The sequence below is a fragment of the Mesorhizobium sp. J428 genome, from assembly GCF_024699925.1.
Lineage (GTDB): Bacteria > Pseudomonadota > Alphaproteobacteria > Rhizobiales > Rhizobiaceae > Mesorhizobium_A.
The window spans coordinates 1,023,633-1,047,662 of sequence record NZ_JAJOMX010000001.1; the positions used below are offsets into that span (position 1 = coordinate 1,023,633).

Sequence of the window (24,030 nt, forward strand, 5' to 3'; positions counted from 1 at the left end):
CTAGCTCGGTCGCGGGAATCCCGACCGGAGGTCGAGTGGCAGTATTTATAGACGACCGGTTAAGAAAATCACCTGCCGATTCAATCCGGTCTCATCTGCCCTGCCCGGCGCTGTTCGAACGAGCATCGATCGAGAGGAGGCGCGGTGGCTCGTCGCGCGCGAGCAGCAGCAGTCCGCCGGAGAGATTGGCGACCGGGCATGAATGGTTGGGCAGGATGAGCACCGGCGTGCCAATCGGCAGGCTGCGGCAGCCGAGCCGCAGAAAGGCGTGCTCCTCCGACAGCTTTTCAACCGTGAACGGCGCCTCTGCGCCTTCGATCCAGGCCTCGCCATAGCTGGACGTGCCCGACGTGCCGTGCGCGCCGCGGTCGGAGGACAGCGTCTTGGAACCGATGCCGGCGATGGCATATGTGCCGTTCGCCGAGACGATTCGGGCCGCGATGCCGAGCGCCACGTCGTCGCGCGCGGCGATGCCGAGTCGGACGGCGGTCAGGTCGAGGAAAGCATAGTTTCCGGGCCGCACCTGGTCCACGCCGTCGAAGCCGGCATTGGCGATCAGCGTTGGCGTGCTGCCGACCGACACAATCGGCACTTCGATTCCGGCTCGCCGAAGACTGTCGCGCAGCTTCGCCATCAGGTCGAGCTCCTGCCGCGCGACTGCGCGGATACCGTTGGGATCGCCCGCGCCATAGGCATGGCCGGCATGGGACAGCAGACCTGCAAAGACCAGATGCGAGGCATCATCGATCTGCCGCGCCAGTGCGTGCGCCGCCTCGCCATGCGGGTCGACGCCGCAGCGATGCAGGCCGACGTCGACCTTGACCAAGACCTTCGTCTGCCGGCCAGCATCGGCAGCGGCGCGGGCGAGCGCCGACACACCCTGCGGGCTGTCGGCGATGAAGCGCAACTCTCCTTCGCCCACCCGTTCGAGCAGGCGCCGAGCCTCCGCCGGATCGATCATCGGATAGGCGAGAGTCACCGGCCCCAGGCCGGCACGCAGGATCATCTCCGCCTCGTTGGCACGCGCGGCCGTGAACCCGGCCGCGCCTGCCTCGCGCTGCATCGCGGCGATGGCGAGGCTCTTGTGCGTCTTCACATGCGGATGCAGCGCCGCCTTGCCGTGCGTGATCTCGGCCATTCGCGCGATGTTGCCGGCGAGTGCCTCGGCATCGACCACCACCTGCGGCGTGGGGCAGGCGTCGAACCCGGGAAACCGGCGCGACAGGTCGAGCGGAAGCCCGGGCTTGGAGATGGAGGACATGGGCATGCTTTCTCAGAAGACCACCGGATGGGTCTGGCCGGTCTGGACGTTGACCAGGCCTTGCGGCGCGTAATCGCTCGGCGCGACCAGCACCCAGCGCCAAGGCGCGCAGGTGAGCGTCGCGAAGGCGAGGCGTTCGGGAAAGCCCGGAAACCAGCGCGGCTGGAAGGTCGGCTCGTACATCCAGTCCACCTTGGCGCCCTCGGCGTAGAGGTGCTGCATCTCCTCATGTAGCGCCTCAGCTGGTCGGCACGACATGAGCCCGGCGACCTCGTAGCGCACGCGCGCCACCACCTCGCCGCCACGCACCAAGGCCCAGCCGCCGTCGTTCTCGGCCAGCGCGTTGACCGCTTTCGCCATCGCCTCGTCGGAGGAGCCGACGCACCAGACGTTGTGCTTGTCGTGCGCCATCGAGCAGGCGAGCGCCGTGTCGGGCGTGCGCGGGCCGCAGCCGAGCCAGAACATCTTCGACACCGCGCCCGTGCCGGAGAAGCGGTCGACGATCGAGAACTTTGTGATGTTGCGGCTCTCGTCGCGCTGCACCAGCCCGTCCTTGACCGGCAGGTCGAAGGTCAAAAAGTCGTCGGTCCAGTGGAAGGGGCGCAGCACGGCTGCCTGCATCGTTGCGCGGCCCGGTTCAGCCGCAATGGCGAAATCAGAGGCATCGAGCTGCCTGCCGATATTGATCGTCTTCGTCGCCCACTCCGGCCAGTCGATACGCGGCACGGCCGGTAGATAGGTTTTCCCCTCCGAAACCTGCGCGCCGTCGGCCCAAACCTTGGCGATCTCGAATTCGGCGACGTCGGACAGCAGCACGATATCCGCATAGCGGCCCGGCGCGATCGAGCCGACCCAGGGCGTCAGCCGCATGTGGCGCGCCGGGTTGATCGTCACGCACTGGATCGCGATCTCCGGCGCGAGCCCGGCCTTGATCGCCAGCCGGACATTGTGGTCGGTCGCGCCAAGCTTCAGCGTATCCGAGGCAGAGCGGTCGTCGGTCGTCAGCGCGATCTGCGACCAGTCCGCCAGCCCCTTCTCCAAAAGGCCGGCGATCACCTCCGGCAGGCTGTGCGGGCGCAGTTCCATGAACAGGCCACGCGACAGCTTGTCCCAGAACTCCTCCACCGTCCACGCCTCGTGGTCGGAGGCGAGGCCTGCGGCGGCGAAGGCATTGATGGTGGGAATATCGCGGATGCCGGCCGCGTGGCCCTCGACCACGCCGCGCTGCTCGAAGGTTGCTCGTATCATGCCCCAGAGCCGGTCATAGGACGGGTTCTGCGGGTTCCAGACGGAAGGCCAGTCCATCACCTCGTCAAGGCCGGCGACCATCAGGCTCTCGCGCAGGAAATCGCGCTGCTCGTCATAGCCGAGCCAGCCGCCGCCATGCTCGTAGCCCGTGGGCGGCACGGCCGAGCCCGGCAGCGGGAAGATCTTCAGCGGCGAGCCGGCCGCGCGTGCCTTCAGCCAGAATTCGAGCGTCCTGCCACCATTGACGTTGGAGAATTCGTGGCTCGCCTCGCAGGTCCAGGTATTGCCGCGCGGCAGCACCAGCGCGGCCTCCCATTCGGGCGTGAGATGCGAGCTCTCGATGTGCTTGTGCACCTCGCCCAGCCCCGGCACGGCAGCAAGATCCGGTTCCTGCACCCGCCGGCCGACCTCGCCGGGATAGGAGCCGGCGTCGCCGACATAGGCGATGCGCCGGCCCTTGATGACGATCTCCTGGTCCGCGCGCCAGGTGCGGGTAGCGACATCGAGCAGGCGACCCACTCTCAGTGCCACGTCAGCCGGGCGCTTGCCGAGCGCCACGAGCGTCAGGTCCTGGCGGATCGCGATCTCGGTCTTCGCGTCGAGCGCGATGTCTTCGTCTGGCATCGTCATTTGATCGCGCCCTCATTCATGCGGTCCTGTCCGACATCGCCACGACCGACGAGGCAAACCGACAGGATCCGCGCCGGGTGCTCGCTGGTCGAGGAGAAGCCGTGCGAGGACGAGCCATCGAAATAGATCGAATCGCCCTGCGACAGCCTGAGGGGCGAATAGGGCTCCATCTGGAACACCACCTCACCCTCGAGCACATAGACGAATTCCTCACCGCGATGCTTCGAGCGTACCGGTGCGGTCCCGGCGGCACGGAACGGAATCTCGATGATCATCGGCTCCAGCGACTTGGCCGCGAGGTCCGTCGCCAGCGCCTCGTAGACGCCCATGTCGGTGGCATAGCGCCGGCCTTCGCTGCGCCGCGTGACGACGCGCGCGGCAGTGGCGAAGCGTTCGCTCGGCGTGCCGAGGAAGTCGACAAAGTCGATGCCCAGCCCCTCGGCCAGACGCACCAGCACGCTGTAGGCCGGCGACGAGACGTTGTTTTCGATCTTCGACAGGGCCGAGACGGACACACCCGTGCGCTTCGACACGTCGGCCAGCGTCCACTTGTTCTCGAAGCGCAGCTTGGCCAGCATCTGCCCGACCGGGTTCTCGGCCGGCCGCTCGGCGGCGGGCTTGATCTCCTCGATGGCGGCGCCGTTCTTCGTCATGCTCATTCGCCCCTCATTCCGGCAGAATCGGACCCTTGCGTTCGACGATCAGGCCATAATGGGCCGGCTCCCGATGGCGCGCAAAGTCGAAGATCGTGCGCTTGTAGAGCGCGCCCATTTCGAGGTCGCATCGCGCCGAGATCAGCTCGTCGCCGGTGGTCGTCGCCATGGCGGCGATCTGGCCCGAGGGTGCCACGATCATCGACAGGCCGATCATGTTCGACCCTTCCTCGTTGCCTGCCTTGGCCGCAGCCGCGACCCAGGTCGCGTTCTGGTAGGCGCCGGCCTGGAGTGAAAGCTGGTGGTGGAAGCCGGTCAGCTGGTCGAAGTCAAAGACGCCGGTGTGGTCGTCGGGCGTGTTGTAGCCGACGAAGACGATCTCCGCGCCCTGCAGCGCCATCACGCGGTAGGTCTCGGGCCAGCGGCGGTCGTTGCAGATGCACATGCCGGCAATGCCTCCCAGCGTGCGCCAGACGGGGAAGCCGAGATTGCCCGGCTCGAAATAACGCTTTTCGAGATGCTGCGCGTCGCGTCCCGACACCGGCTCGGCATGGCCCGGCAGGTGGATCTTGCGGTATTTGCCAACGATCGCGCCGGTCCGCTCGATGATGATCGACGTGTTGAAATACCGTCGGCGGCCATCCTCGATCGCGAGTTCCGCATAACCGATGTAGAAGCCGATGCCGAGCTCGGCCGCCGCCTCGAACAGCGGTCGCGTCTCGGGTCCCGGCATTTCGGTCTCGAAATAGGAATCGATCTCAGCCTGGTCCTCGATCAGCCAACGCGGGAAAAAGGTGGTGAAAGCGAGTTCGGGGAAGACCACGAACTCGACACCCCTGCCCTTCGCCTCGCGCAGCAGCTCGACTTGGCGCTTCACCACCCGCGGCCGCGAGTCCAATTTGGCGATCGGCCCCATCTGCGCACAGCCAACGATGACGTTGCGGTGGGTCATCTCAGATATCCTCTTCGGTCTTTGTGCAATTTCATGGCAACGCCAAAACGTTAGGTAGACATCGTTTATCTCGCAACAAATTTTTCTTCTAGAAAATTTCATTTAGATACGGAAATCGCGGCCACCGCTGGCCCAAAGGATGGCGCTTGAAGAATGAATCGCCCACGTTAGGGGGAGAAGACAAAAGTGAAACGGGGCAGAGGCATGCACAGGGTGATCTTCGACACGGATCCCGGGATCGACGATGCGATGGCGTTGCTGTTCCTGCACCATCATCCTGATGTCGAACTGGTCGGCATCACCACCGTCTTCGGCAACGGCACGATCGAGGAGACCACCCGCAACGCGCTCTACCTGAAGGAGGCCTGGGGCATCGCCGCGCCCGTGGCACGAGGCGCGGCCGCGCCGATCGATCCGGCGCGGAACCGGGGCACGCCGCCGCGCATCGTCCACGGCGACAACGCGCTCGGTAATTTCCCTTTGCCCGACCGCATCGCGGCACAGCCCGACCCGCGCCCTGCGCATCGCTTCATCGTCGACGCCGTGCGGGCCGACCCTGGCAATGTCAGCATCGTCGCAGTCGGCCGGATGACAAACCTGGCACTGGCGCTCGCCGAGGCGCCGGACATCGCGAGCAAGGTCAGGCAGGTCGTGCTGATGGGCGGCGCATTCGCGGTGCCCGGTAATGTCAGCCCCGTCGCCGAGGCCAACATCATGGGCGACCCGGAGGCGGCCGACATGGTGATGACCGCGCCGTGGAAACTGGCCGCCATCGGTCTCGACGTGACGATGAGGACGGTGATGACGCGCTCGCACCTTGCCGAGCTCGCTCGGCGCGGCGGCGAGCGCGTGGAGTTCCTGTCGAGTATCTCGCAGCACTATTTCGATTTCTATTCGCGCTTCCTGGAGGACGGCATGGCGGTCCACGACAGTTGCGCCTGCGCCTATCTCGTCGCGCCCGGGCTTTTCACGATGCGCAGCGGCCCGATCCGGGTGGTCGCATCCGGGATAGCGGACGGCCAGACGATCCAGAAGCCGGACGGACGGCGCTTTCCGCCGAACGCTTGGGACGGCAAGCCGAGCCAACTTGCCTGCATCGACATCGACGCCGAGGGCGTTCTCGATCGCATAGGCGACACCATCGTCGGTGCGCCGTCCGACCTCGCGAAAAGCAATCTGAGCTCGTCGACACCGATCTAAGAGTCATATCCACGCGCGGGAAGCGCCTCGCGGACGCCGTAGCACACCTGCTCCCAAGCGACCTTGGCGTCAGATCGCGCACATGCACGCTTCGCGGCCATGTCGATAAAAATACTTGATCGACCGAATTCCCATTTGGAATTGGACAATTCGACGGCAGTGCCCGGAAATATAGCATCTTCAATGCATGGGAATGCCAATGCCGGATCGGAAGCTCTATCTCAAATTCGTGGACAATGACGTCACGGGCATCATAACTCTTTATTGGGACAACGCCCCCGAGACCTGCAAGGCGCTTTGGGGCGCGCTGGAAAAGCCGATCCGCTGGCCCGCCACTCACGCTATGTTCTCCGGTCCGGAGATCATGATGGGCCTGCCGGAAGAGAACCGGAATTTCGACCCGACCAAGTTGCCGCCTGAGAACCAGACGGTCCTGCCGGATCCGGGCGAGTTGCTGTGGTTCTACCAGCCCAAGAACTTCTTCAAGATCGATCCGACCGAGTTCTGGGAGATCGGCCTGTTCTACGCCGCAGGCGGGCGCACCTTCGGCCCGACGGGATGGATTCCCTGCACCTACTTTGGCCGGATGACCGAGAACCTCGAAGGCATCGCCGCACAGTGCCGCCTGATCCGCACCGAGGGCGCGAAGGTCGTCGAAATCGGCCGTCTTTCCTAGATACGATAGAAGCAGAAAGGGGAACTTCATGAAATACGCAGTCAAGACAACCATCCTCGGCGTCTCCGCTCTCGCTCTTTCCGCCGGCGCGGCGGTCGCTCAGGACAAGACACTGACCATCAACTCCTTCGGCGGCGCCTATGAAGAGGCGCACAAGAAGTGCGTCATCGCGCCGTTCGAACAGGAGACCGGCGCGAAGGTCCAGATCGTCACCGCATACTCGGCCGACGCTTTCGCCCAGTTGCGCGCCCAGAAGGAGGCGCCGCAGTTCGACGTCATCAACTTCTCCGGCGGACAGGAGATCGTCGGCGCGGCGGAAGGCCTGCTCGCGCCGATCGATGCAGCTAAGCTGACCAACGCCGCCGACCTTTACGACTTTGCCAAGACCAATCTCGCCGGCGGCGAAGGCCCTGCCTATTCAATCGCGGCGATCGGCCTGGTCTACAATTCCGAGAAGGCTCCGAAGGCGCCCTCGAGCTGGAAGGACCTGCTTGATCCGGCCATCGGCGAGCACCTTGTGCTCACCGACATCTCGAACGGCTACGGCATGCTGAGCTTCCTAATGCTCAACCAGGTGGAAGGCGGCGACCTCGCCAACATCCAGCCCGGTCTTGACGCGGTGAAGAAGCTGATCGACGGCGGCGCGGTGGTCGTGTCGAAGTCGCCGGAGATCCAGCAGGAATTCGCGCAGAACGACGCCTGGGTCGCGCCCTATGCGTCGGACTATGCCTTCACGCTGCGCAAGGCCGGCCTTCCGGCCAAGTTCGTGCAAGGGGCCGAGGGCACGCCGGCCAGCTACATCACCACCAATCTGGTAGCGAACCGGCCGAACACCGACCTGGCGCTCAAGTTCATCGACATCTCGATCTCGCCGGCAGCGCAGACCTGTTTCGCCGACGCCCTGCGCTACACGCCCACCAACGCGAAGGTCGAGCTGGCCCCGGACGTGGCCGCGGACGTTGCCTACGGCGCAGACAGCGTCAAGGGTCTGATCCGGTTCGATCCCAAGGCGATCGAGGCGAATCGCGCGGCCTGGGTCGAAGCCTGGAAGAAGACGATCGCGCAGTAAGCGAACGACAAGGAGCCCGGACGGGTGAGCGACCGCACTGAAAACCTGCTGCTCATTCTGCCCGGGCTCCTGCTTCTGGCGCTGGCATTCTTCCTGCCGATCTTCCAGATGCTCGCGCTCAGCGTCTCGGGACCGGACGGCCCGACGCTGCAGCACTTCGCCCGCTTCCTGGGCGACCCCTATTATCTCGGAGTCCTGTGGCGCACCGTGCGCCTGTCGCTGGTCATCACGCTGATCTGCGCGCTCATCGGCTTTCCCCTCGCCTACATCATGGCGCGCGTCGGGCCGCGGCTCAGGCTGTGGCTGATCGTCATCGTCATCCTGCCGCTAATGACCAGCGTCGTCGTGCGCACCTTCGGCTGGATGGTTCTGCTCTCGCGCTCCGGATTGATCCCCGAACTGCTGCGCGATCTCGGCCTCGTGAAACGCAACTTTGCGCTGATGCAGACCGAAACGGCGATTGTGATCGGCATGGTGCAGGTGCTGCTGCCCTTCATGGCACTGTCGATCCTCGGCGTTATCACCCGCATTGACCCGAGGCTGGAGGAGGCGGCGCGCACCATGGGCTGCTCGTTCCTGCAAACGCTGCGGACGGTCATCCTGCCGCTGTCTCTGCCCGGTATCGTCGCCGGCTCGCTGCTCGCCTTCACCCTCTCCGCAAGCTCCTTCGTGACGCCGAGCCTGCTCGGCGGCTCGCGCATTGAGGTGCTCGCCGCGTCGATCTACGGCTCAGTGACGCAGACGCTGGACTGGCCCTTCGCGGCCGCGCAGGCCGTGATCCTGTTCGTAGGCGTGTTGCTGGTGCTGATCCCCTACATCAAGGTCACGGGGCGCGCCCATGGTTAGGGCCGTTCCCACCTGGCTGCGCGTGGCGGGGGTTGTCTTCGTCGTGCTCACCGCGCTGCTGCTTCTGGCGCCGCTCGTGGTGGTCGCCGGCGCATCGCTGAGCGCCAGCCAGTTCGTGCAGTTCCCGCCCGACGGGCTTTCGCTCGAATGGTACCGTAAGGTGCTGTCCTCGTCGGAATACCTGTCGGCCGGCTGGACCAGCCTGCAAATCGCGCTGCTGGTCACCGTGAGCGCGACGCTGATCGGCGGTGCCGCCGCGATCGCCATCCATCGGGACCAACTGCCGGGCTCGCAGGCCCTGTCTGCGCTCTTCCTGTCGCCGCTGGTGTTGCCGACCATTATCTACGCCATCGGCATGCTGATGCTGTGGAGCTCCGTCTTCGGCCCAGTGACCTTCCTGACGCTCTGGATCGGCCATACGATCGTCGCCATCCCTTACGTCGTGCGCACCACGCTGGCCGTCCTGTCGGAATCCGACCCGTTCCTCGAGGAGGCAGCGCGAACCATGGGCGCAAGGCGCCTTCAGCGCCTCTGGCTGGTGGTCGTGCCGCAATGCGCGCCAGGCCTGGCAGCCGGTGCCTTCTTCGCCTTCAACGTCTCGTTCGACGAGGCAGTGCTGTCGCTGTTCCTGCGCAAGCCTGGGCTGACGACGCTTCCGGTCCAGATCTACGGCCAGCTCGAATTCAGCCCGGACCCCTCGGTCGCGGCTGTTTCGACGATCATGATCGCAATCACCATCGTCCTGATCTTCTGTATCGACCGCCTGCTCGGCATCAAGAATTTCGCGGAGACCTGACCCTTGCCCGCGGTGAAACTCGACACGATCCGGAAATCCTTCGGCAAGGTGGCCGTGCTGCACGGCATCACGCTCGACATCGAGCCGGGCGAATTCATTAGCCTGCTGGGCGCCTCCGGCTGCGGCAAGACCACCCTGCTGCGCATCGTCGCCGGACTGGAGAGCGCCACTGCCGGCAGCGTCCATATCGACGGGCAGGACGTGACGAACCTGCCGCCGGAAGACCGCGACATCGCGATGATGTTCCAGTCCTATGCGCTGCTGCCGCATCTCTCTGTCTCCGAAAACGTCCGCTTCCCCTTGCGTATGCGCCGCATCGGTACCCGCGACGAGCAGCAGGAACGGGTGAGGAAGGCGCTGGAGACCGTCCAGTTGGGCCATCTGGCAGACCGCAGGCCGCGCCAGCTCTCTGGCGGCCAGCAGCAGCGTGTAGCGCTCGCCCGCGCCATCGTCTCCAATCCCAAGGTGCTGCTGCTCGACGAGCCGCTGTCCAACCTCGATGCGCGACTGCGCGAGGACATGCAGGTCGAGCTGATCGAGATTCACAAGCGGCTCGGCCTGACCACGCTGTTCGTCACCCACGACCAGGAAGAGGCGCTGAGCCTTTCCGACCGTATCGTGCTGCTCAACGCGGGCCGTATCGAGCAGGAGGGCGCGCCGGCCGCGATCTATGCCAGACCCGCGACCGAGTTCGCCTCCAACTTCCTCGGCTCGGCGAATGTCCTGCCGGCGACGATCGAGGCGACGGATAAGGGTCCGGTGGCGATGCTCGCCGACGGCCAGCGCCTGCCGCTCGCGCCGGATGAGCTGGCCCGTGGCAGCGTCCGGCTTGCCCTAAGACAGGAGGACATCCGTCTCGCGGCACAAGGAGACGGCCTCACGGCCGAGGTGCGCACGCGTGTCTATCTCGGCGCGCGCAGTCGCTACGTGCTGTCGCTGGCCGGCCAGCCGGTACGGGTGCTCGCCTCCAACGACACGCTCTTCGAGCCCGGCCAGCGCGTTGCGCTCGCCATCGCGCCGGACAGGATCCGGGTGATCCCCAGCTAACCCTACGGTGCCGCATGACCGGCAAGGTGCTGCGCCGGAAGAGAGTTGCTGCTAGAGCGTCGATCATGCGAACGCTCGACATGGTGACGTTTCTCGTGCTTGCCCGGAATCGGCATTTCGGCCGCACCGCGCAGGAGCTCAACACGACGCAGCCGGCGATCTCCTCGCGCCTCTCGCAGCTCGAATCCGAATATGGCTGTAAGCTCGTCCACCGCAGCGATCGCGAGTTCCGCCTTACGCCGGAGGGCGAGCGCGTGCTGGAAGTCTTCCAGCACGTCGTCGAAAGCCTGCAGGATCTCGAGACCGAGCTGAAGGCGGGCTATGTCGGCGCAGTCGCCAATGTGCGCATCGGAGCGATCGACTCGGTCGCCTCGACCTGGATGCCGCACCTGATCGAGACCCTGCGCGACATCGCGCCCAACCTGCGCATCGAGCTGACGGTCGACGGCACCAAGGATCTCGTGCACGATATGGGCAAGGGCAAGTTCGACCTGATCTTCTGCCTCGATCCGGCGATCGGCGACGGCTTCCGAAGCTTCGTCGCCTGCGTATGGCAGATGATCTGGGCCGGTGCGCCGAAGCTGGTCGACGAACATGCGACCTACAGCGTCGACGAGCTCGCCCGCATGCCGATCATCACCTTTCCGCGCGACACCCCGCCCTACCGCCAGATCGCGCCCTATTTTCAGGACGAGCGGGTTCTGGCCTCGAAGATGACCAGTTCCAATTCACTGTTCGCGATCATCAATCTCGTCATCGACGGCTTTGGCGTCGCAGCTCTTCCGACCGTTACGATCGACCGCGAGCTCAACACGGGGCTGCTCGTACCAATGAACGTGTCGAAATGGTTCCCACCGATGCCGATCGTCGCGACCTATCAGTCGTCGACTCACCAGAAGATCATCCAGCTCGTGGCCGACCAGGCGCGCGAGAGCGCCAAGGCCTTTTGCGAGCGGGCAAAAGCGGGCGCGGCCTGGACGATCTGACGGCGGCCGATCGCAGAATGCGTCATGCGACCTGGGCGCCGCCAACCCAGACGCCGGCGATGTTTGGCTTCGAGGCGGTGTAGAGGATCGTCTCCAGCAGCATCTCGTCGTCGGCCTCGACGTCCCAGAGCCGGATCGTGCCGTCTTCCGCGGCAGGGTTGATGGCGAGGGCGTCGAAATGGCAGCCGGGGACGAAACGGCCGACCGGCAGGTTGAGCGCATCGCCGCCACCCGCGGTCGCGAGATGGAACGCCTCACGCAAATCGATGCGCGCGTTTGCCATGGCCGAGCGCTCAAGCGGCGGCAGCGCCGGATCGACGCCGCTTTCCAGCATGCGCGACACCATCACGGCGGCGCGCATCGCGTCGAAGATCGAGCTGATCGGCCCGCCGGATATGTCGGTGCCAAGACCCACGCGCACGCCCTTTTCCAGCGCCGCGCGCAGCGGGAAGATCGCGCCGGCGAAATAGGCGTTGGACACCGGGCAATGCGCCACCGCCGCCTGTCGCGCGGCGAGCAGGTCCATGTCGTCGGCGGTGAGGAAGTTACTGTGCGCCAGCACGCTTCCCGCGCGGAGCAGGCCGAATCGGTCGAGGCTCGCCGCATCGGTCATCCCGTGGCGGGCAAGCACGTAGCCGTGCGCCCAGTCGCTCTCGGAGCAATGGGTCTGGACGTGGCAGCCGCACTCGCGCGCGAGCTCGCCGAGGCCTTGCAGCGCCGCGTCCGTGCAGGAGGGAATGAAGCGTGGCGTCACCACCGGGCGCACCCTGCCGTCACGATTGGCCGGATGCGACCGGATGTGATCGATCACCTCCCACGTGCCGGCGACGGCAGCCTCGGGCGACGCATCGCGATAGTAGTCCGGGCAGGATTGCGGATCGTCCATCGCCACCTTGCCGACCAGCGCGCGCTGGCCCTCTTCCAGGCAGATGTCGGCCAGGATGCGCGTCGCCTCGACATGGACGGTTGCAAAGTAGAGCGCCGTTGTCGTGCCGGTGGCGAGCAGGTCCGCTACAAGCCGCCGATAGACGCGTCGGGCAAAGGCGGCGTCGGCGTAGCGCGCCTCCAGCGGGAATGTATACTTGTGCAACCAGACTTCGAGCGGGACATCGAGCGCGCGGCCGAGCTGCGGATACTGTGGCGCGTGTACATGGAGGTCGACGAAGCCCGGAAGCAGCACCATGCCGTCGGGCAGGGTCGAAAGCACTCCGGTCTCCCCGGCCGTGGCCAGAGCCCGCTCATAATCTTCCTCGCCTGGCCGTGTGACCGTCCGGATCACCCCGTCTTCGCCGATGGCGATCAGGACCTCGTGCAAGGCATCGATATCGCCGCGTTCGGGCGCATGAAAGCCGGAGGCCAGCAGGGTGCGTCCGCGAAGGTCGAGCCCTTGCATGGCTACAGGCTGCGGTCGCGCAGCGCGAGCGCCTTCTCGCGGAACCTGGCGCGGATTTCCGCCTCGTCGATGCCCGTAAGCACACGGCCCTCCATCACGATCCGACCATCGGCGATGGTCGTGACCACGTCGTCGGCGCGCGCCGAATAGACCAATGCCGCCGCCTCGTCATAGACGGGCAGGCAGTGCAGGCGGTCGAGATCGACGATGATGACGTCGGCCTTCCGGCCGGGTGCGAGGACGCCGGTCTCGGGACGATTCATGGCAATCGCCGATCCCGCGGTCGCCATCTCCAGCAGTTCGTTCGTCTTCAGGAACTCGACATCGTTCGTCTTGTCCTTGTGGATCATGCCGGCGAACTTCATCTCCTGGAACATGTCGAGCGCGTTGTGGCTGGCGGGCCCGTCGGTCGCGAGGCCGACCGGGACACCGGCGGCGCGCAGATCGCGCAGGCGCGCCGTGCCCGAATTGAGCTTGGCGTTGCAGCACGGGCAATGCCCGATGCGCGTGCCTGTCTCGGCCATGATGGCGATATCGTCGTCGGTCAGCTGCGTGCAGTGGGCGGCGGTGACGTCAGGGCCGAGGAAGCCGAGGGAATGCACCCATTTGACCGGCGTCGTGCCATACGTGTCGGCGACGTAGGCGACTTCCTGCGGCCCTTCGGCGAGGTGGGTGTGTATCGCGACCTTCTCCGCGTCGGCCACCTCGCGCACCAGCCGGAACATCTCGGCGCCGCAGGAATAGGGCGCGTGCGGCGAGAGAGCGAGATGGACCCGATCTCCGCCCGACCGGTGGTGCTTCTTCACCAGGTCGCCGAAGGTCTCCAGCGTCTTCCACGACCAATCCGTGATAGAGGCGTAGATGCCCCGGTCGGCGAAGCCGTAGCCGAGCGTAGCGCGCAGCGGGATACGGTGAAGCGCCTCGATCTCAGGCTCTACCGCATAGGCGTCGAAATGCTCGTTGAAGGTTGTGATGCCGGCCTTGGCCATTTCCGCGAGCCCGGCGAGACTTGCCCAGTAGAGCGTATCCGCGTCGAAATTGCGCTTCAGGCGCCACATCGTCGACAGCCATTCGAAAAGCTGCACGTCTTCCAGCAGGCCGCGCAGCAGCATGTTGGAGGCAATATGCGTGTGGCTGTTGACGAAGCCCGGCATCACGACGCGGCCGTTCGCGTCGATGACCTTCTTCGCGCCATTGGTGTTCACGACATTCGCCGCGCCGACCTCCAGGATCGCATTGCCCTGGATGGTCAGAGCGCCATGCGCGATCTTGGCCGCCCCGCCCATCGGCAGGACGACCGCATTGACGATGGCGATATCCGGTCCGTCGGCGGTCATGCCGCCTGCGCCGTCGTGCCGTAGACGATACCCTTTTCCTTGAGCCAGCGGCGGTAAGCGACGGAGGAGGCGTCGGCGCGCGTCGGGATCTCCGCGCGCGGCTCGAGCGGCAGGAGCACCGGCCGCTGGTTCTCGAGGATAATGCGGTCCTGCAGGAAGATGACCTGCTGGAAGGCGACGAGTTCGCTGACGGTCGAAACCTCATCGATGAGGAACATGACCGGATGCGCGCGGCAGCGCTCGGGATCGAGCGGCTGCACGAAGAGGCAGATCACGTCCCAGCGGTTCGCCGCGTTCGGGCATGTCTTGTAGAGCATCACCGCGAAGGGGTTGGTGACCCGGCATGTATTGGGTCATGATCCCCTCGGTCGCCGAAAGCGCTGCCTGCGGCTGGAAGAACTCGCAATTCGTGGCCCAGACCTCGTCCACGTCGCGTCGAATCTCGGTCGTGTAGTGCCGCACCTCCGTGTGTGGCTCGGCGCCGAGGATATCGGTATGGACGAAGGGGAAATGCGCCATGTCGAGGAAATTCTCCACGACGCGCGGGCCGGACGCCTTGACCGAAATGGCCCCGCAGACGACCAGCCGCCGATCGGGCTCATGCGCCTCGGGGATTGACGGAATGTCGCCGGCCGGCTCGCCCAGGCTCGCCCAGAGATAGCCGTAGCCCATCTTCATGTGCACGACGGCGCCCGTGTCGGCCCGCACAACGGAGATCACCCCGTCCGCGGCGCGGGTCACCTTCAGGTCGTAGCCGAGAAGCCGGTTGGAGCTTTCGCCGACCGGAACGTCGTCCAGCGCGTCGATGCAGTACCACTGGTCGAGGGCGGCTTTTTCCGCAGGCTTCATCGTCATGACGTCGCTCCTCATTGCTCGTAGACACGGTCCATGGTCGCCGCGTGCTCGGCGAGCGCGGCTTCCACGTCGAAGGCGCGGAACAGGCCCTTGCCGATGATCTCGCGGCCGTTGATGTAGGAATAGTCCACCTTGAACGGGCCGCAAAGCACCAGCGCGGCCAGCGGATCGCGCTGCGTGCCGGACAGGCCGATCTGGTCGCGCTTCACCGCGATAAAGTCGGCGCTCATGCCGGGCGCCAGATGGCCGATGTCGTCGCGTCCGAGCAGGGCCGCGCCGCCGCGCGTCGCCATCTCCAGCGCCTCGCGCGCCGACAATGCGCTCGGCGTGCCGCCGAAGCCGCCGCGGCCGCCGGGCTTCTCGGAAAGGTAGTGGTGCGGCGCGACGCGCTGGAGCATCAGCGCCAGCCGCGCCTCCATGAACATGTTCGAGGTGTCGTTGGACGCCGAGCCGTCGACGCCGAGCCCCACCTTCACGCCCTTGTCGAGCATCTCGCGGATCTTGGCGATGCCCTGGCCGCAGCGCATGTTGGCGGACGGGCAATGCGCCACGCCCGTGCCCGTCTCGGCGAAACGGTCGATCTCGGCGCTGGTCATGAAGATCGAGTGCGCGAACCAGACGTCATTGCCGAGCCAGCCCACGGACTCAGCGAATTCCACCGGGCGCATGCCATAGATCTCGTGGCAGTATTTCTCCTCGAACAGTTCCTCGGCGAGATGGGAATGCAGGTTCACGCCGGGATGCCGGCGGGCAAGCGCCGCGGCGTTGCGCATCAGGTCGGGCGTCACGGAGAAGGGCGAGCACGGCGCCAGGATGATCCGACTCATCGAGTGGCGGGAATTGTCGTGGTATGCACCGATCAGGCGCTCGGCGTCCTTGAGGATGGCATCTTCGTTCTCGACGCAACTGTCCGGCGGCAGGCCGCCCTGGCTCTCGCCGCGGGACATCGCCCCGCGCGCTGCGTGGAAGCGCAGGCCGAGCTCGCGCGCGGCCATGATGGTCGCGTCCAGCGTGCAGTTGTTTGGCAGGATGTAGAGATGGTCCGAGCTGGTGGTGCAGCCGGAGTGGATCAGCTCGGCCATCGCGACGCGCGCCGAGACTCGGATCGCGTCGTCGTCCAGCCGCGCCCAGATCGGATAGAGCGTCTTCAGCCAGACGAGCAGCTCGTCATCCTGCACCATGACCCGGGTCAGGTTCTGGTACATGTGATGATGCGTGTTGACCATGCCCGGCATGACCACATGCCCGGAGAGATCGAGCACCTCGTCTGCGCCGCTCGCCGCGAGTTCCGCTGTGGTACCGACCGTCTCGACGACATTGTCGCGCACCAGCATCGCGCCGTCGGCGATCTCGCGGCGCTCGTCGTCGAACGTCGCGAGAAGATCGATGTTTCTGACCAGAAGTGTCGCCATCCCGATCGCCTCAGCGCACGTCGCGGAAATAGGGTTCGCCGAGCGCGGCGGGCGCCGCCATCATCCGCCGCACCTTCTGCCAGGCGAGGACCGGCACGATGATGAGCGCGATGGTGCCGAGATAGGGCAGCATGGAGAGCACAGGCGCGGCGATCGGCCAGTTGCGCGCCTGGCCGACAAAACCGAGCGAGGTGATGAGGCCGAAGAGAAGCGCTGCGAGCACCGCGTTGAGCGGCCGGTAGCCTGCGAAGATGACGAGCGCCACCGCGATCCAGCCGCGTCCGGCCACCACGCCTTCCGACCAGGAGGGCACGAAGGCGAGCGTGAGATAGGCCCCCGCGCCGGCTGCGAGCGCCGCGCCGGCAGAGACATACCAGAAGCGCATTCGCTGCACGGGTATGCCCGCTGCATCGGCGGCTGCTGGATTCTCGCCCACCGCCCGCATGTCGAGCCCGTGGCGAGTGCGGAACATCAGGTAGTGGAGCGCCAGCGGCAGGACGATGTAGATCAGGTAGACGAGGATGTTCTGTGTGAACAGCGCGCGGCCGAGGAGCGGGATGTCGCTGAGCAGCGGGATCGGGATCGGCGTGAAAGTGGCGGGCGCGGGCATGCCCGAATAGGCCTTGCCGATCGTGGCGGCGAGGCCCGTGCCCATCAGCGTCAGCGCCAATCCGCACAGCACCTGGTTGGCCCGGATGTAGACCGTAGCGGCGGCGAAGACCATGCCGGCGAGGAGACCGACGAGCAGCGCAAGGAAGAAGCCTAGCATCGGGCTCGGCACGGCGACCACGGTTGCGATGCCGGTGATCGCACCGACGGCCATCAGGCCCTCGACGCCGAGATTGACGACGCCGACGCGCTCCGCAAGCACCTCGCCGAGGGCCGCCAGCGCCAGCACGCCGCCGGCGAGGATGGAGGTCTGGATCAGGCCGGCGATCAGGTCCATCGCAAAACTCCGTCTGCTCGATCACCCATTCGCCGGCTCCGCGCGCGTGATGCGATAGTGCGCCGCCTCGTCGCCGATCGCGGTGAAGAACAGGATCAGGCCGGTGATCGCCAGGACGGTCGAGACGTTGACGCCCTGGGTCTGCAGGATGATGCCGGAATTCAGGATCACGCCCATCAGCGCCGCCCCCGCCAGCACGCCGAGCGCCGAGCCGCGCGCCAGCACTGCAACCATGATGCCGAGATAGCCGAAATTGTTGGAAATCCCGCCCTGCAGGCGGTGGACCGTTCCTGCGACCTCCAGCATCCCGGCAACACCGGCGATCGCGCCCGACAGGAGCATGACCGTGATGAGATGGCGTCGGAACGGCATGCCGGCATATTTCGCAGCACTTGGATTGGAACCGGCGATGCGGACCTCGTAGCCCCAGCGGGAATAGTTGAGCGTGGCCGCAACTATGAAGGTGAGGAGAATCGCGATCGGAAAGCCCCAGTGCACGATGCCCCAGAACTCCGGCACTTCGTGCGGCAGCTTGGCCGTCGTCGCAAGCGCGCGGCCGCTCGGATCGAGCCAGGGACCGGTCGCGACCCAATAGACAAGCAGCGTCGCGACGAAGTTGAGGAGGAGCGTCGTGATTAGCTCGCTGACATCGGCATAGGCGCGCGCAAGCGTCGGGACGAGGATCCAGATCAGACCGCCCAACGCGCCTGCAATGAACATCAGCGGCAGAAGAACGATCGTCGGCCCGGGGACGAACAGCGCGACGCCGGTCGCGGCAAAGGCGCCGGCATAGAACTGCCCCTCCGCACCGATGTTCCAGGCACCGATCTTCAGCGCCACGGCGACGGAGAGGCCGGTCAGGATCAGCGGCGTGACGAGCAGGCCGACATCCTCAAGCCCGAAGCTGTTGCCGAAGGTCGACCGCACCACCTGCATGGCAAGACCGACTGGGTTCGCGCCCGACGCGGCGAGCACGAGCCCGGCCACAACGAGCGCCAGCACAATGGCGATGGCGCGCGCGGCAAGTGCTACGGCGGGCTGGGCAGAGGGAACGCGCTGGATACGGAACGACACGCTCAGGCTCCTGCCATTTCTGCGGTGGCAAGGCGTTGCCCGCCCATCATGAGGCCGATCGCCTCGATGTTCGTCTCGGCAGTCCTGACGACGCCCATGACCTCGCCGTGGAACATGACGGCGATGCGGTCGGAGAGATTGAGAAGCTCCTCCAGTTCCTCCGAGACAAGGAGCACCCCAACACCGGCGTCGCGCAGTTCGACGAAGTAGCGCATCATGGTGTTGATCGCCCCGACGTCGAGGCCGCGGCTCGGATAGGCTGCGATGAGGATCTTCGAGGCGATGCGCATTTCCCGCCGTGCCACCAGACGCTGCTGGTTGCCGCCCGAGAGGTTGCGCACCGGCATGGAAAAGTCGGGCACCTGAACGGACGCAGCGTCTGCGATAGAGCGCGCCAGCGCGGTGGCCGCGCCGGGCCGGTAAAGACCGCCAGTCGAGACCGGCGGCTTGCCATATTCGCGGATGACGGCATTGTCGGTGACGCTGAGCGCCGGGGCGAGACCGCTGTGCAGCCGGTCCTCCGGGATGTGTCCGACGCCGAAGGCGGCGAAGTCCCCGGCACCCGCAGCGGAAAAATCCTCGCCGCCGACCAGCACCTGTCCCGAGGCGAGCTGGCGCATGCCGGTCAGCACCTGGCAAAGCTCCTTCTGCCCGTTGCCGGCGACGCCTGCGATGCCGAGGATCTCCCCGGCATGCACGTCGAGCGAGACATTGCCGAGCACGCGGTTGCCGAGCCCGTCGAAGGCCGTGACGTCGCGCAGGCTGAGCACCGGCTCCGGAGAGACCGGAGCTGCGCCGGGAGCGCGGCCGCGCAGGTCGCTGAGCACGATCTCGCGCCCCACCATCAGCTTGGCGAGCATCTTCTCGTCGCAGTCCGCGGTTCTCTCCGTGGTGACCTTGCGGCCGCCGCGCAGCACCGTGATGCGATCGGAAATTTCCAGCACCTCGTCGAGCTTGTGGCTGATGAAGATAACTGCGTTGCCCCGCGCAACGAACTCCTTCAGCGCCTTGAACAGTTCGCCGGCCTCGGCCGGCGTCAGCACCGCCGTCGGCTCGTCGAGGATCAGCACACGGGCATTGCGGGCAAGCACGCGCAGGATTTCCACCCGCTGCTGCTCCCCGGTGGACAGATCACCGATGTGCGCCCCTGGCCGGACCTCCAGATTGAGCGCCCGGCCAAGCTCGGCCGTGCGGCGCTCAAGTTCCTGGCTGGTGATCCGGCGCGGGGTCTTTTCCCAGCCGAGATGGATGTTCTCGGCGACAGTGAATGCCTTCACCAGCTTGAAGTGCTGGTGGACCATGCCGATGCCCGCGGCGATGGCGTCCATCGGCGATGCGAAGCTCCTGGCATAGCCGTCGATGATGATCTCGCCGGCATCGGGCTGGTAGATGCCGGTGAGGATGTTCATCAGCGTCGACTTGCCGGCGCCGTTCTCGCCCAGCAGGGCATGGATTTCTCCCGGCATCACGTCAAGGCCGACGTCCTGGTTGGCGACGACGCCGGGGAAATATTTGGCGATGCCCTTCAGGAGCACGATCGGAGGCGTGCCGGGCTCAAGCTCGGCACGCACGTCTGCTTCGGGCATCGCATTCATGGATATCTGGCCTGTCGAAATCAGAGACCGCTGACGCCTTCGATGGACCAATCCCAGTTGTAGAGTTCCTCCTCGGTCATGCGGTGGCCGGCGGCCACCTTCACATTGCCCTTGGCGTCCTTGATCTCGCCTTCGAATGGGCTCCAGCCGCCAAGGATCTTGTCGCGCACGGCATCGGCCTGCTTGGCGACCTCCGGCGGAACGGTCTCGCCCCAGGCGTCGCGGTCGACGCCCGCGCCCATCGCGAGCAACGTCTCGCTCGGCGTCCACTTGCCCTCGAGGCGCATCCGCACCTGATCGACATAGTATTTCTTAAAGTCGATGACGATCGAGGAGACATAGGCCTTCGGCCCGTAGCGGCGGATGTCGGTGTTCCACATCACCGCCTTGGCGCCGCGCTGTTCGGCAACCTGCAGGTAGCCCGCCTCGTCCATGATACCGAACAGGAGGTCGCAGCCATTGTCGAGCAACGCCGTGCCGGCCTGCGTGGCGGCCTGCGGGTCGAACCAGGAGTTGATGACGATCGCCTGCATGGTGGCGTTCGGGTTCACCGAGCGGGCGCCCATCAGGAACGCATTGGTTCCCGAATAGACGGACGGGACCGGGAAGGACGCCACATAGCCGAGCTTGCCGCTCTTGCTCATCAAGCCGGCGGCGACGCCTGTCACATAGGTCGGATACCAGTGCTGGAGGTAGTAAGTGCCGAGATTGGAGAGCGGATTGCGGCCGTCGCATTCGTAGAAGGCGACATCCGGCGAGCGGTTCGCCACGTCATAGAGGAAATCGCCGTAGTTGGAGGTCGCGAACACCATGTTGGCGCCCTCGGACACGAACTGGCGGAAGGTACGGGTCGCGTCGGCGGAATAGGGAATGCTCTCGACGAAGAGCGTCTTCAGCTTAGGGAACGCCTCCTGGACCGCCTTCATGCCCTGGTCGTGGCTCCAGGTCCAACCCTCGTCAGTGACGGGGCCGGTGTGGCCGAAGGCGATGACGGCGTTCTCCTCGGCGACCGCCGGCAGCGGCTCCTGGGCGCGGGCCGGGGTGATCAGGCCGGTCTTGGGAAGGATGAGCGAAGCGCCCGCGGCGGCGCCGATGTTGAGGAAGCCGCGACGTGTCAGATGCGAAAGCTTGAGCATGTTGGTTCCTTTACGTCTTGTCGTGTCAGGCTTGGGAGGTGAGTTCGCTTGCGATGAGCCCGTCGATTTCGGCTGACCAGTCGGACATCCACGTCCGCTTGGTTTCGGGCTCGAGCCAGGAGGCAGCGAGGCCGGCGAGCGCGACCTCTTTCAGCCGGACCGGCGACAAGCCGAAATTCTTGGCGATCAGCGTATATTCGCGATCGAGCGTCGTGCCGAACATCGGCGGATCGTCGGTGTGGATCGTGACGTTGAGCCCCGCATCCATCATGCGGCGGATGGCGTGGTCAGGCGATGCGAGATCGCGCCAGACGGTGGTGACGAGCGTGGTGCTGGGACAGCAGGTGAACACGACGTCGAGTTCGCGGCAGCGTTCCATCAGGGCCGGATCGTCGACGACATGGTACCCATGGTCGACCCGCCGCAGGCCGAGCAGATCGACCGTGTCGCGGACATAGTCCGCCGGGCCGTCCTCGCCCGCATGGTTGGTGACGTTGAGCCCAGCCGCCCTGGCGCGATCGACGATGCGCGAGAACATGCCGGGCGGATTGGGCCGCTCGTCATAGTCGAAACCGATGCCGATGACCTCTGCCGGACGTTCGGCGAGCACCATGTCGAGGAAGCGCTCGCCACCCTCCGCGCCGAGCGGCTTGGCATGGGCCGGAATGAGCCTGGCGACGAGACCATACTTTTCCCTGGCGCGGCGGAAGCCGTCGAGGATGCCTTCGAGCATGGTCGAATAGGCCACACCGTGGGCGAGATGGGCATGCGGGCTGAAGAACAGCTCGACATAGCGCGCGCCGCCCAGCGCGCACCGCTCGAGCGCCTCGAAGGTGATGCGCGAGAAATCGTCGACACTGCGCACCGATGCGCAGACGAGATCGTAGACCTTCAGAAAATCGAGCAGGTTGCCGTAGCTGTAGAGGTCTTCGGTCGCCTTGCCTTCGGGCAGGACCACGCCGTTCCGCGCCGCAAGCTCGGCGAAGGTCGAGGCAGACACGGCACCTTCCAGATGCAGATGCAGTTCGGCCTTAGGTATGCGGCGAATGAAACCCTCTAACGACATGGCACCCTTTGTCCCGAGCGGGAGTTGTTCGATCTCGTGAACGTTTATCCCGCCACCTGTCCTTCCATACGCAACACATGTCAGGGAAAACGGGCTTGCACAAGCCGAAATTTGATGCCTAATTAGACAAGAAATCAAGCTGCACAATAATTATGCAAAATGCCAGAAACTGGGCACTACATGGTTGAGCGAAGGGCGCAGCGATGGCTGTGACGGAAACGGTGCGGATGTCCTTCACCGGTCGCTTCGTGCCGCCCAGCTTTCTGGAGTTTATCGACCGGCGCGCGGCGCGCCTCGACCTGGACGTCTCGGTCACCAGCGCGGATACCGGCCGCGTGGCCGTCGAAATCTCGGGACAGCCGGATCTTATCGACGCGTTCGAGATGGCGTGCAGCCTCGGTCCGCTGGACTGCATCGTCCTCGACTGCGGCCGCACGATTATACAAGCAGGCAGAATGGAGAACGGGCACCGATGACCTTTCAAGGCTGGCACCCAGTAGCGCTTTCCTCGTCCATCGAGCCGGGAAGCTCCGCCGGAACCCATATCGGCGGGAAGGAATATGTGGTGTGGCGCGACAACAGCGGCGTCGCGCATGTCTGGGAGGATCGCTGCCCGCATCGCGGCATGAAGCTGTCCTTCGGCTTCGTACGTGGCGACCATATCGCCTGCCTCTATCACGGCTGGCAGTACGACACCGGCGGCCGCTGCCGCTACATCCCCGCTCACCCCGCCCTTGAAGTGCCGGCCACGATCACCGTCCCGGTCTTCGCGACGATCGAGGCCCTCGGGATGATCTGGACGAACGCGGAGCCGGAGGCCACACGCTCTGCTCCGCCGGCCGGCACCGGAGAAACCGTGCCGGTGCGCAGCCTCTACGTCGACAGCGACGTGGATCTGCTTCTCGAAGCGGTGGGCTCCAATCTCCCTTCTTCCTTCAAGGGTCAGGGCAAATCAGTCCTGACGCCCGCCGGCGAGAACCTGTGGCGCATCTCGACGGGCGACGACCACCTGCTGTTGGGGCTCCAGCGCCTCGCCGACGGCCGCGCCGCGCTGCATGTCGTGATAGAGGGGCCGGCATCGGCCTATGCCGGCGCGGGACAGGCGCATTTCCTCGGCTGGACGACCGACGTGCGCTACGCGCTGGAGCACGGGCCGGCACCGATCCCGGCCACCCGCGCGGAGGCCGTCTGATGTCCGTCCTCACCCTCTACAACTACGACCTCGACGAGAACTGCTACAAGGTTCGGGTCGCGCTCTCGATGCTCGGCCTCGAATACAGGACAGCCGTCGTCAACGCCTTCCCCGGAAAGGAGCATCTGACGCCGCGCTTCCTGGCCATGAACCCGGCCGGAAGCCTGCCCATCCTCGAAGACGGCGATCTCACAGTGTTCGGCGCGGAAGCCATCCTGGCGCACCTCGCTGCTTCACGGGATGAGGCGCGGACATGGTTGCCCGCCGGGGGCGCGGATTTCGCCCGCGTGATGCAGTGGCTCACCTTCTCGGCGGGCGAACTCTCCGCCGCTGTCGCCGCGAGGGCGCACGCCCTGCTCGACGCGCCGGGCGACGAGGCCGCCCTTCGCGCCGGTGCGCGCAAGGCGCTGCGCGTCATGGATGATCACATGACGGCGCGCGGCTTTGCGGGCGCAGATTGGTTCGCGACGAGCGGCCCTACCGTCGCCGACATCGCGCTCTTCCCGGCCTTCGTCCTCAGTCGAGATTTTGGCGTCGACCACGATGAATATCCCGCGCTGCGGCGCTGGGCGCGGCGCTTCCGAGCCCTGCCGGGCTTCCTCACGATGCCGGGCATTCCCGACTATCATTGACAAGCGATTCGTAGGCCGCAAGGCGCGT

At 65.6% G+C, this 24,030-nt stretch carries 22 protein-coding genes and 1 pseudogene; 10 read left to right on the plus strand and 13 right to left on the minus strand.

Going from position 1 to position 24,030, the window contains the following annotated elements:
• Window positions 1–91: 91 nt before the first annotated feature.
• The 4 genes from LRS09_RS05160 to LRS09_RS05175 are packed head-to-tail and all read right to left on the minus strand — an operon-like array spanning window position 92 to window position 4,744.
• Entirely contained in the window at window positions 92–1,261 is a 1,170-nt protein-coding gene (locus LRS09_RS05160; RefSeq protein ID WP_257804687.1) for an alanine racemase, read from the minus strand.
• A gap of 12 nt (window positions 1,262–1,273) precedes the next feature.
• Window positions 1,274–3,139, minus strand: a complete 1,866-nt coding sequence (locus LRS09_RS05165; RefSeq protein WP_257804688.1) for an adenine deaminase — start codon at window positions 3,137–3,139, stop codon at window positions 1,274–1,276.
• The gene (locus tag LRS09_RS05170) at window positions 3,136–3,798 is read right to left on the minus strand and encodes a helix-turn-helix domain-containing protein (RefSeq protein ID WP_257804689.1); all 663 of its coding nucleotides are present in this window, start codon (window positions 3,796–3,798) and stop codon (window positions 3,136–3,138) included. The genes LRS09_RS05165 and LRS09_RS05170 overlap by 4 nt, the downstream gene beginning before the upstream one ends.
• Window positions 3,799–3,805: 7 nt before the next feature.
• On the minus strand, window positions 3,806–4,744 hold the full coding sequence (locus tag LRS09_RS05175) for an N-carbamoyl-D-amino-acid hydrolase (protein WP_257804690.1): 939 nt from the start codon (window positions 4,742–4,744) through the stop codon (window positions 3,806–3,808).
• 204 nt (window positions 4,745–4,948) lie between these two features.
• Between LRS09_RS05175 and LRS09_RS05180 the strand changes: the two genes are divergently transcribed.
• The 7 genes from LRS09_RS05180 (at window position 4,949) to LRS09_RS05210 (ending at window position 11,364) form a co-directional block, all read left to right on the plus strand.
• Complete coding sequence (locus tag LRS09_RS05180; protein ID WP_257810126.1) at window positions 4,949–5,944, plus strand: nucleoside hydrolase; 996 nt, start codon at window positions 4,949–4,951, stop codon at window positions 5,942–5,944.
• Window positions 5,945–6,143: 199 nt separating this feature from the next.
• Window positions 6,144–6,620, plus strand: a complete 477-nt coding sequence (locus LRS09_RS05185) for a DUF3830 family protein (protein ID WP_257804692.1) — start codon at window positions 6,144–6,146, stop codon at window positions 6,618–6,620.
• A 28-nt stretch (window positions 6,621–6,648) separates the two neighbouring features.
• Window positions 6,649–7,689: an ABC transporter substrate-binding protein gene (locus LRS09_RS05190; protein WP_257804694.1), complete on the plus strand. Its 1,041-nt coding sequence runs from the start codon at window positions 6,649–6,651 to the stop codon at window positions 7,687–7,689.
• A 24-nt stretch (window positions 7,690–7,713) separates the two neighbouring features.
• Window positions 7,714–8,535 (plus strand): ABC transporter permease, encoded by an 822-nt coding sequence (locus LRS09_RS05195; RefSeq protein WP_257804697.1) that lies wholly within the window; start codon window positions 7,714–7,716, stop codon window positions 8,533–8,535.
• Complete coding sequence (locus tag LRS09_RS05200) at window positions 8,528–9,331, plus strand: ABC transporter permease (protein ID WP_257804698.1); 804 nt, start codon at window positions 8,528–8,530, stop codon at window positions 9,329–9,331. Before LRS09_RS05195 ends, LRS09_RS05200 begins: the two co-directional genes overlap by 8 nt.
• Window positions 9,332–9,343: 12 nt before the next feature.
• Window positions 9,344–10,378: an ABC transporter ATP-binding protein gene (locus tag LRS09_RS05205; protein ID WP_257810127.1), complete on the plus strand. Its 1,035-nt coding sequence runs from the start codon at window positions 9,344–9,346 to the stop codon at window positions 10,376–10,378.
• A gap of 65 nt (window positions 10,379–10,443) precedes the next feature.
• Complete coding sequence (locus tag LRS09_RS05210; protein WP_257804700.1) at window positions 10,444–11,364, plus strand: LysR family transcriptional regulator; 921 nt, start codon at window positions 10,444–10,446, stop codon at window positions 11,362–11,364.
• Window positions 11,365–11,386: 22 nt separating this feature from the next.
• Here LRS09_RS05210 and guaD read toward each other — a convergent pair whose 3' ends face one another.
• The 9 genes and pseudogenes from guaD to add all read right to left on the minus strand — a co-directional run bounded on the left by guaD (window position 11,387) and on the right by add (window position 22,178).
• Window positions 11,387–12,757 (minus strand): guanine deaminase, encoded by a 1,371-nt coding sequence (gene guaD, locus LRS09_RS05215; protein WP_257804701.1) that lies wholly within the window; start codon window positions 12,755–12,757, stop codon window positions 11,387–11,389.
• A 2-nt stretch (window positions 12,758–12,759) separates the two neighbouring features.
• Window positions 12,760–14,094 carry an amidohydrolase gene (locus LRS09_RS05220; protein WP_257804702.1) on the minus strand — a complete coding sequence of 445 codons (1,335 nt, stop codon included), beginning with the start codon at window positions 14,092–14,094 and terminating at the stop codon, window positions 12,760–12,762.
• A pseudogene (locus LRS09_RS05225) lies at window positions 14,091–14,943 on the minus strand (aromatic ring-hydroxylating dioxygenase subunit alpha). Before LRS09_RS05225 ends, LRS09_RS05220 begins: the two are co-directional and overlap by 4 nt.
• A 17-nt stretch (window positions 14,944–14,960) precedes the next feature.
• A complete protein-coding gene (locus LRS09_RS05230) occupies window positions 14,961–16,361 on the minus strand; it encodes an 8-oxoguanine deaminase (protein ID WP_257804704.1) in 1,401 nt (466 codons plus the stop codon).
• Window positions 16,362–16,371: 10 nt separating this feature from the next.
• Window positions 16,372–17,307, minus strand: coding sequence for an ABC transporter permease (locus LRS09_RS05235; protein ID WP_257804706.1), 936 nt, complete (start codon window positions 17,305–17,307; stop codon window positions 16,372–16,374).
• A gap of 21 nt (window positions 17,308–17,328) precedes the next feature.
• Window positions 17,329–18,381 (minus strand): ABC transporter permease, encoded by a 1,053-nt coding sequence (locus LRS09_RS05240; RefSeq protein ID WP_257804707.1) that lies wholly within the window; start codon window positions 18,379–18,381, stop codon window positions 17,329–17,331.
• A gap of 2 nt (window positions 18,382–18,383) precedes the next feature.
• On the minus strand, window positions 18,384–19,967 hold the full coding sequence (locus LRS09_RS05245) for an ABC transporter ATP-binding protein (protein WP_374684897.1): 1,584 nt from the start codon (window positions 19,965–19,967) through the stop codon (window positions 18,384–18,386).
• A gap of 29 nt (window positions 19,968–19,996) precedes the next feature.
• Window positions 19,997–21,112, minus strand: coding sequence for a BMP family ABC transporter substrate-binding protein (locus LRS09_RS05250; RefSeq protein ID WP_085466536.1), 1,116 nt, complete (start codon window positions 21,110–21,112; stop codon window positions 19,997–19,999).
• Window positions 21,113–21,137: 25 nt separating this feature from the next.
• Complete coding sequence (gene add, locus LRS09_RS05255) at window positions 21,138–22,178, minus strand: adenosine deaminase (RefSeq protein ID WP_257804710.1); 1,041 nt, start codon at window positions 22,176–22,178, stop codon at window positions 21,138–21,140.
• A gap of 203 nt (window positions 22,179–22,381) precedes the next feature.
• Here add and LRS09_RS05260 point away from each other — a divergent pair, with 203 nt between their 5' ends.
• From LRS09_RS05260 to LRS09_RS05270, 3 genes are read left to right on the plus strand one after another with little or no spacing between them, the layout of a single operon-like run.
• Window positions 22,382–22,654: a hypothetical protein gene (locus tag LRS09_RS05260; protein WP_257804711.1), complete on the plus strand. Its 273-nt coding sequence runs from the start codon at window positions 22,382–22,384 to the stop codon at window positions 22,652–22,654.
• Window positions 22,651–23,370 carry a Rieske (2Fe-2S) protein gene (locus LRS09_RS05265; RefSeq protein ID WP_257804713.1) on the plus strand — a complete coding sequence of 240 codons (720 nt, stop codon included), beginning with the start codon at window positions 22,651–22,653 and terminating at the stop codon, window positions 23,368–23,370. Before LRS09_RS05260 ends, LRS09_RS05265 begins: the two co-directional genes overlap by 4 nt.
• Window positions 23,370–24,002 (plus strand): glutathione S-transferase family protein, encoded by a 633-nt coding sequence (locus LRS09_RS05270; RefSeq protein WP_257804715.1) that lies wholly within the window; start codon window positions 23,370–23,372, stop codon window positions 24,000–24,002. The genes LRS09_RS05265 and LRS09_RS05270 overlap by 1 nt, the downstream gene beginning before the upstream one ends.
• Window positions 24,003–24,030: the final 28 nt, after the last annotated feature.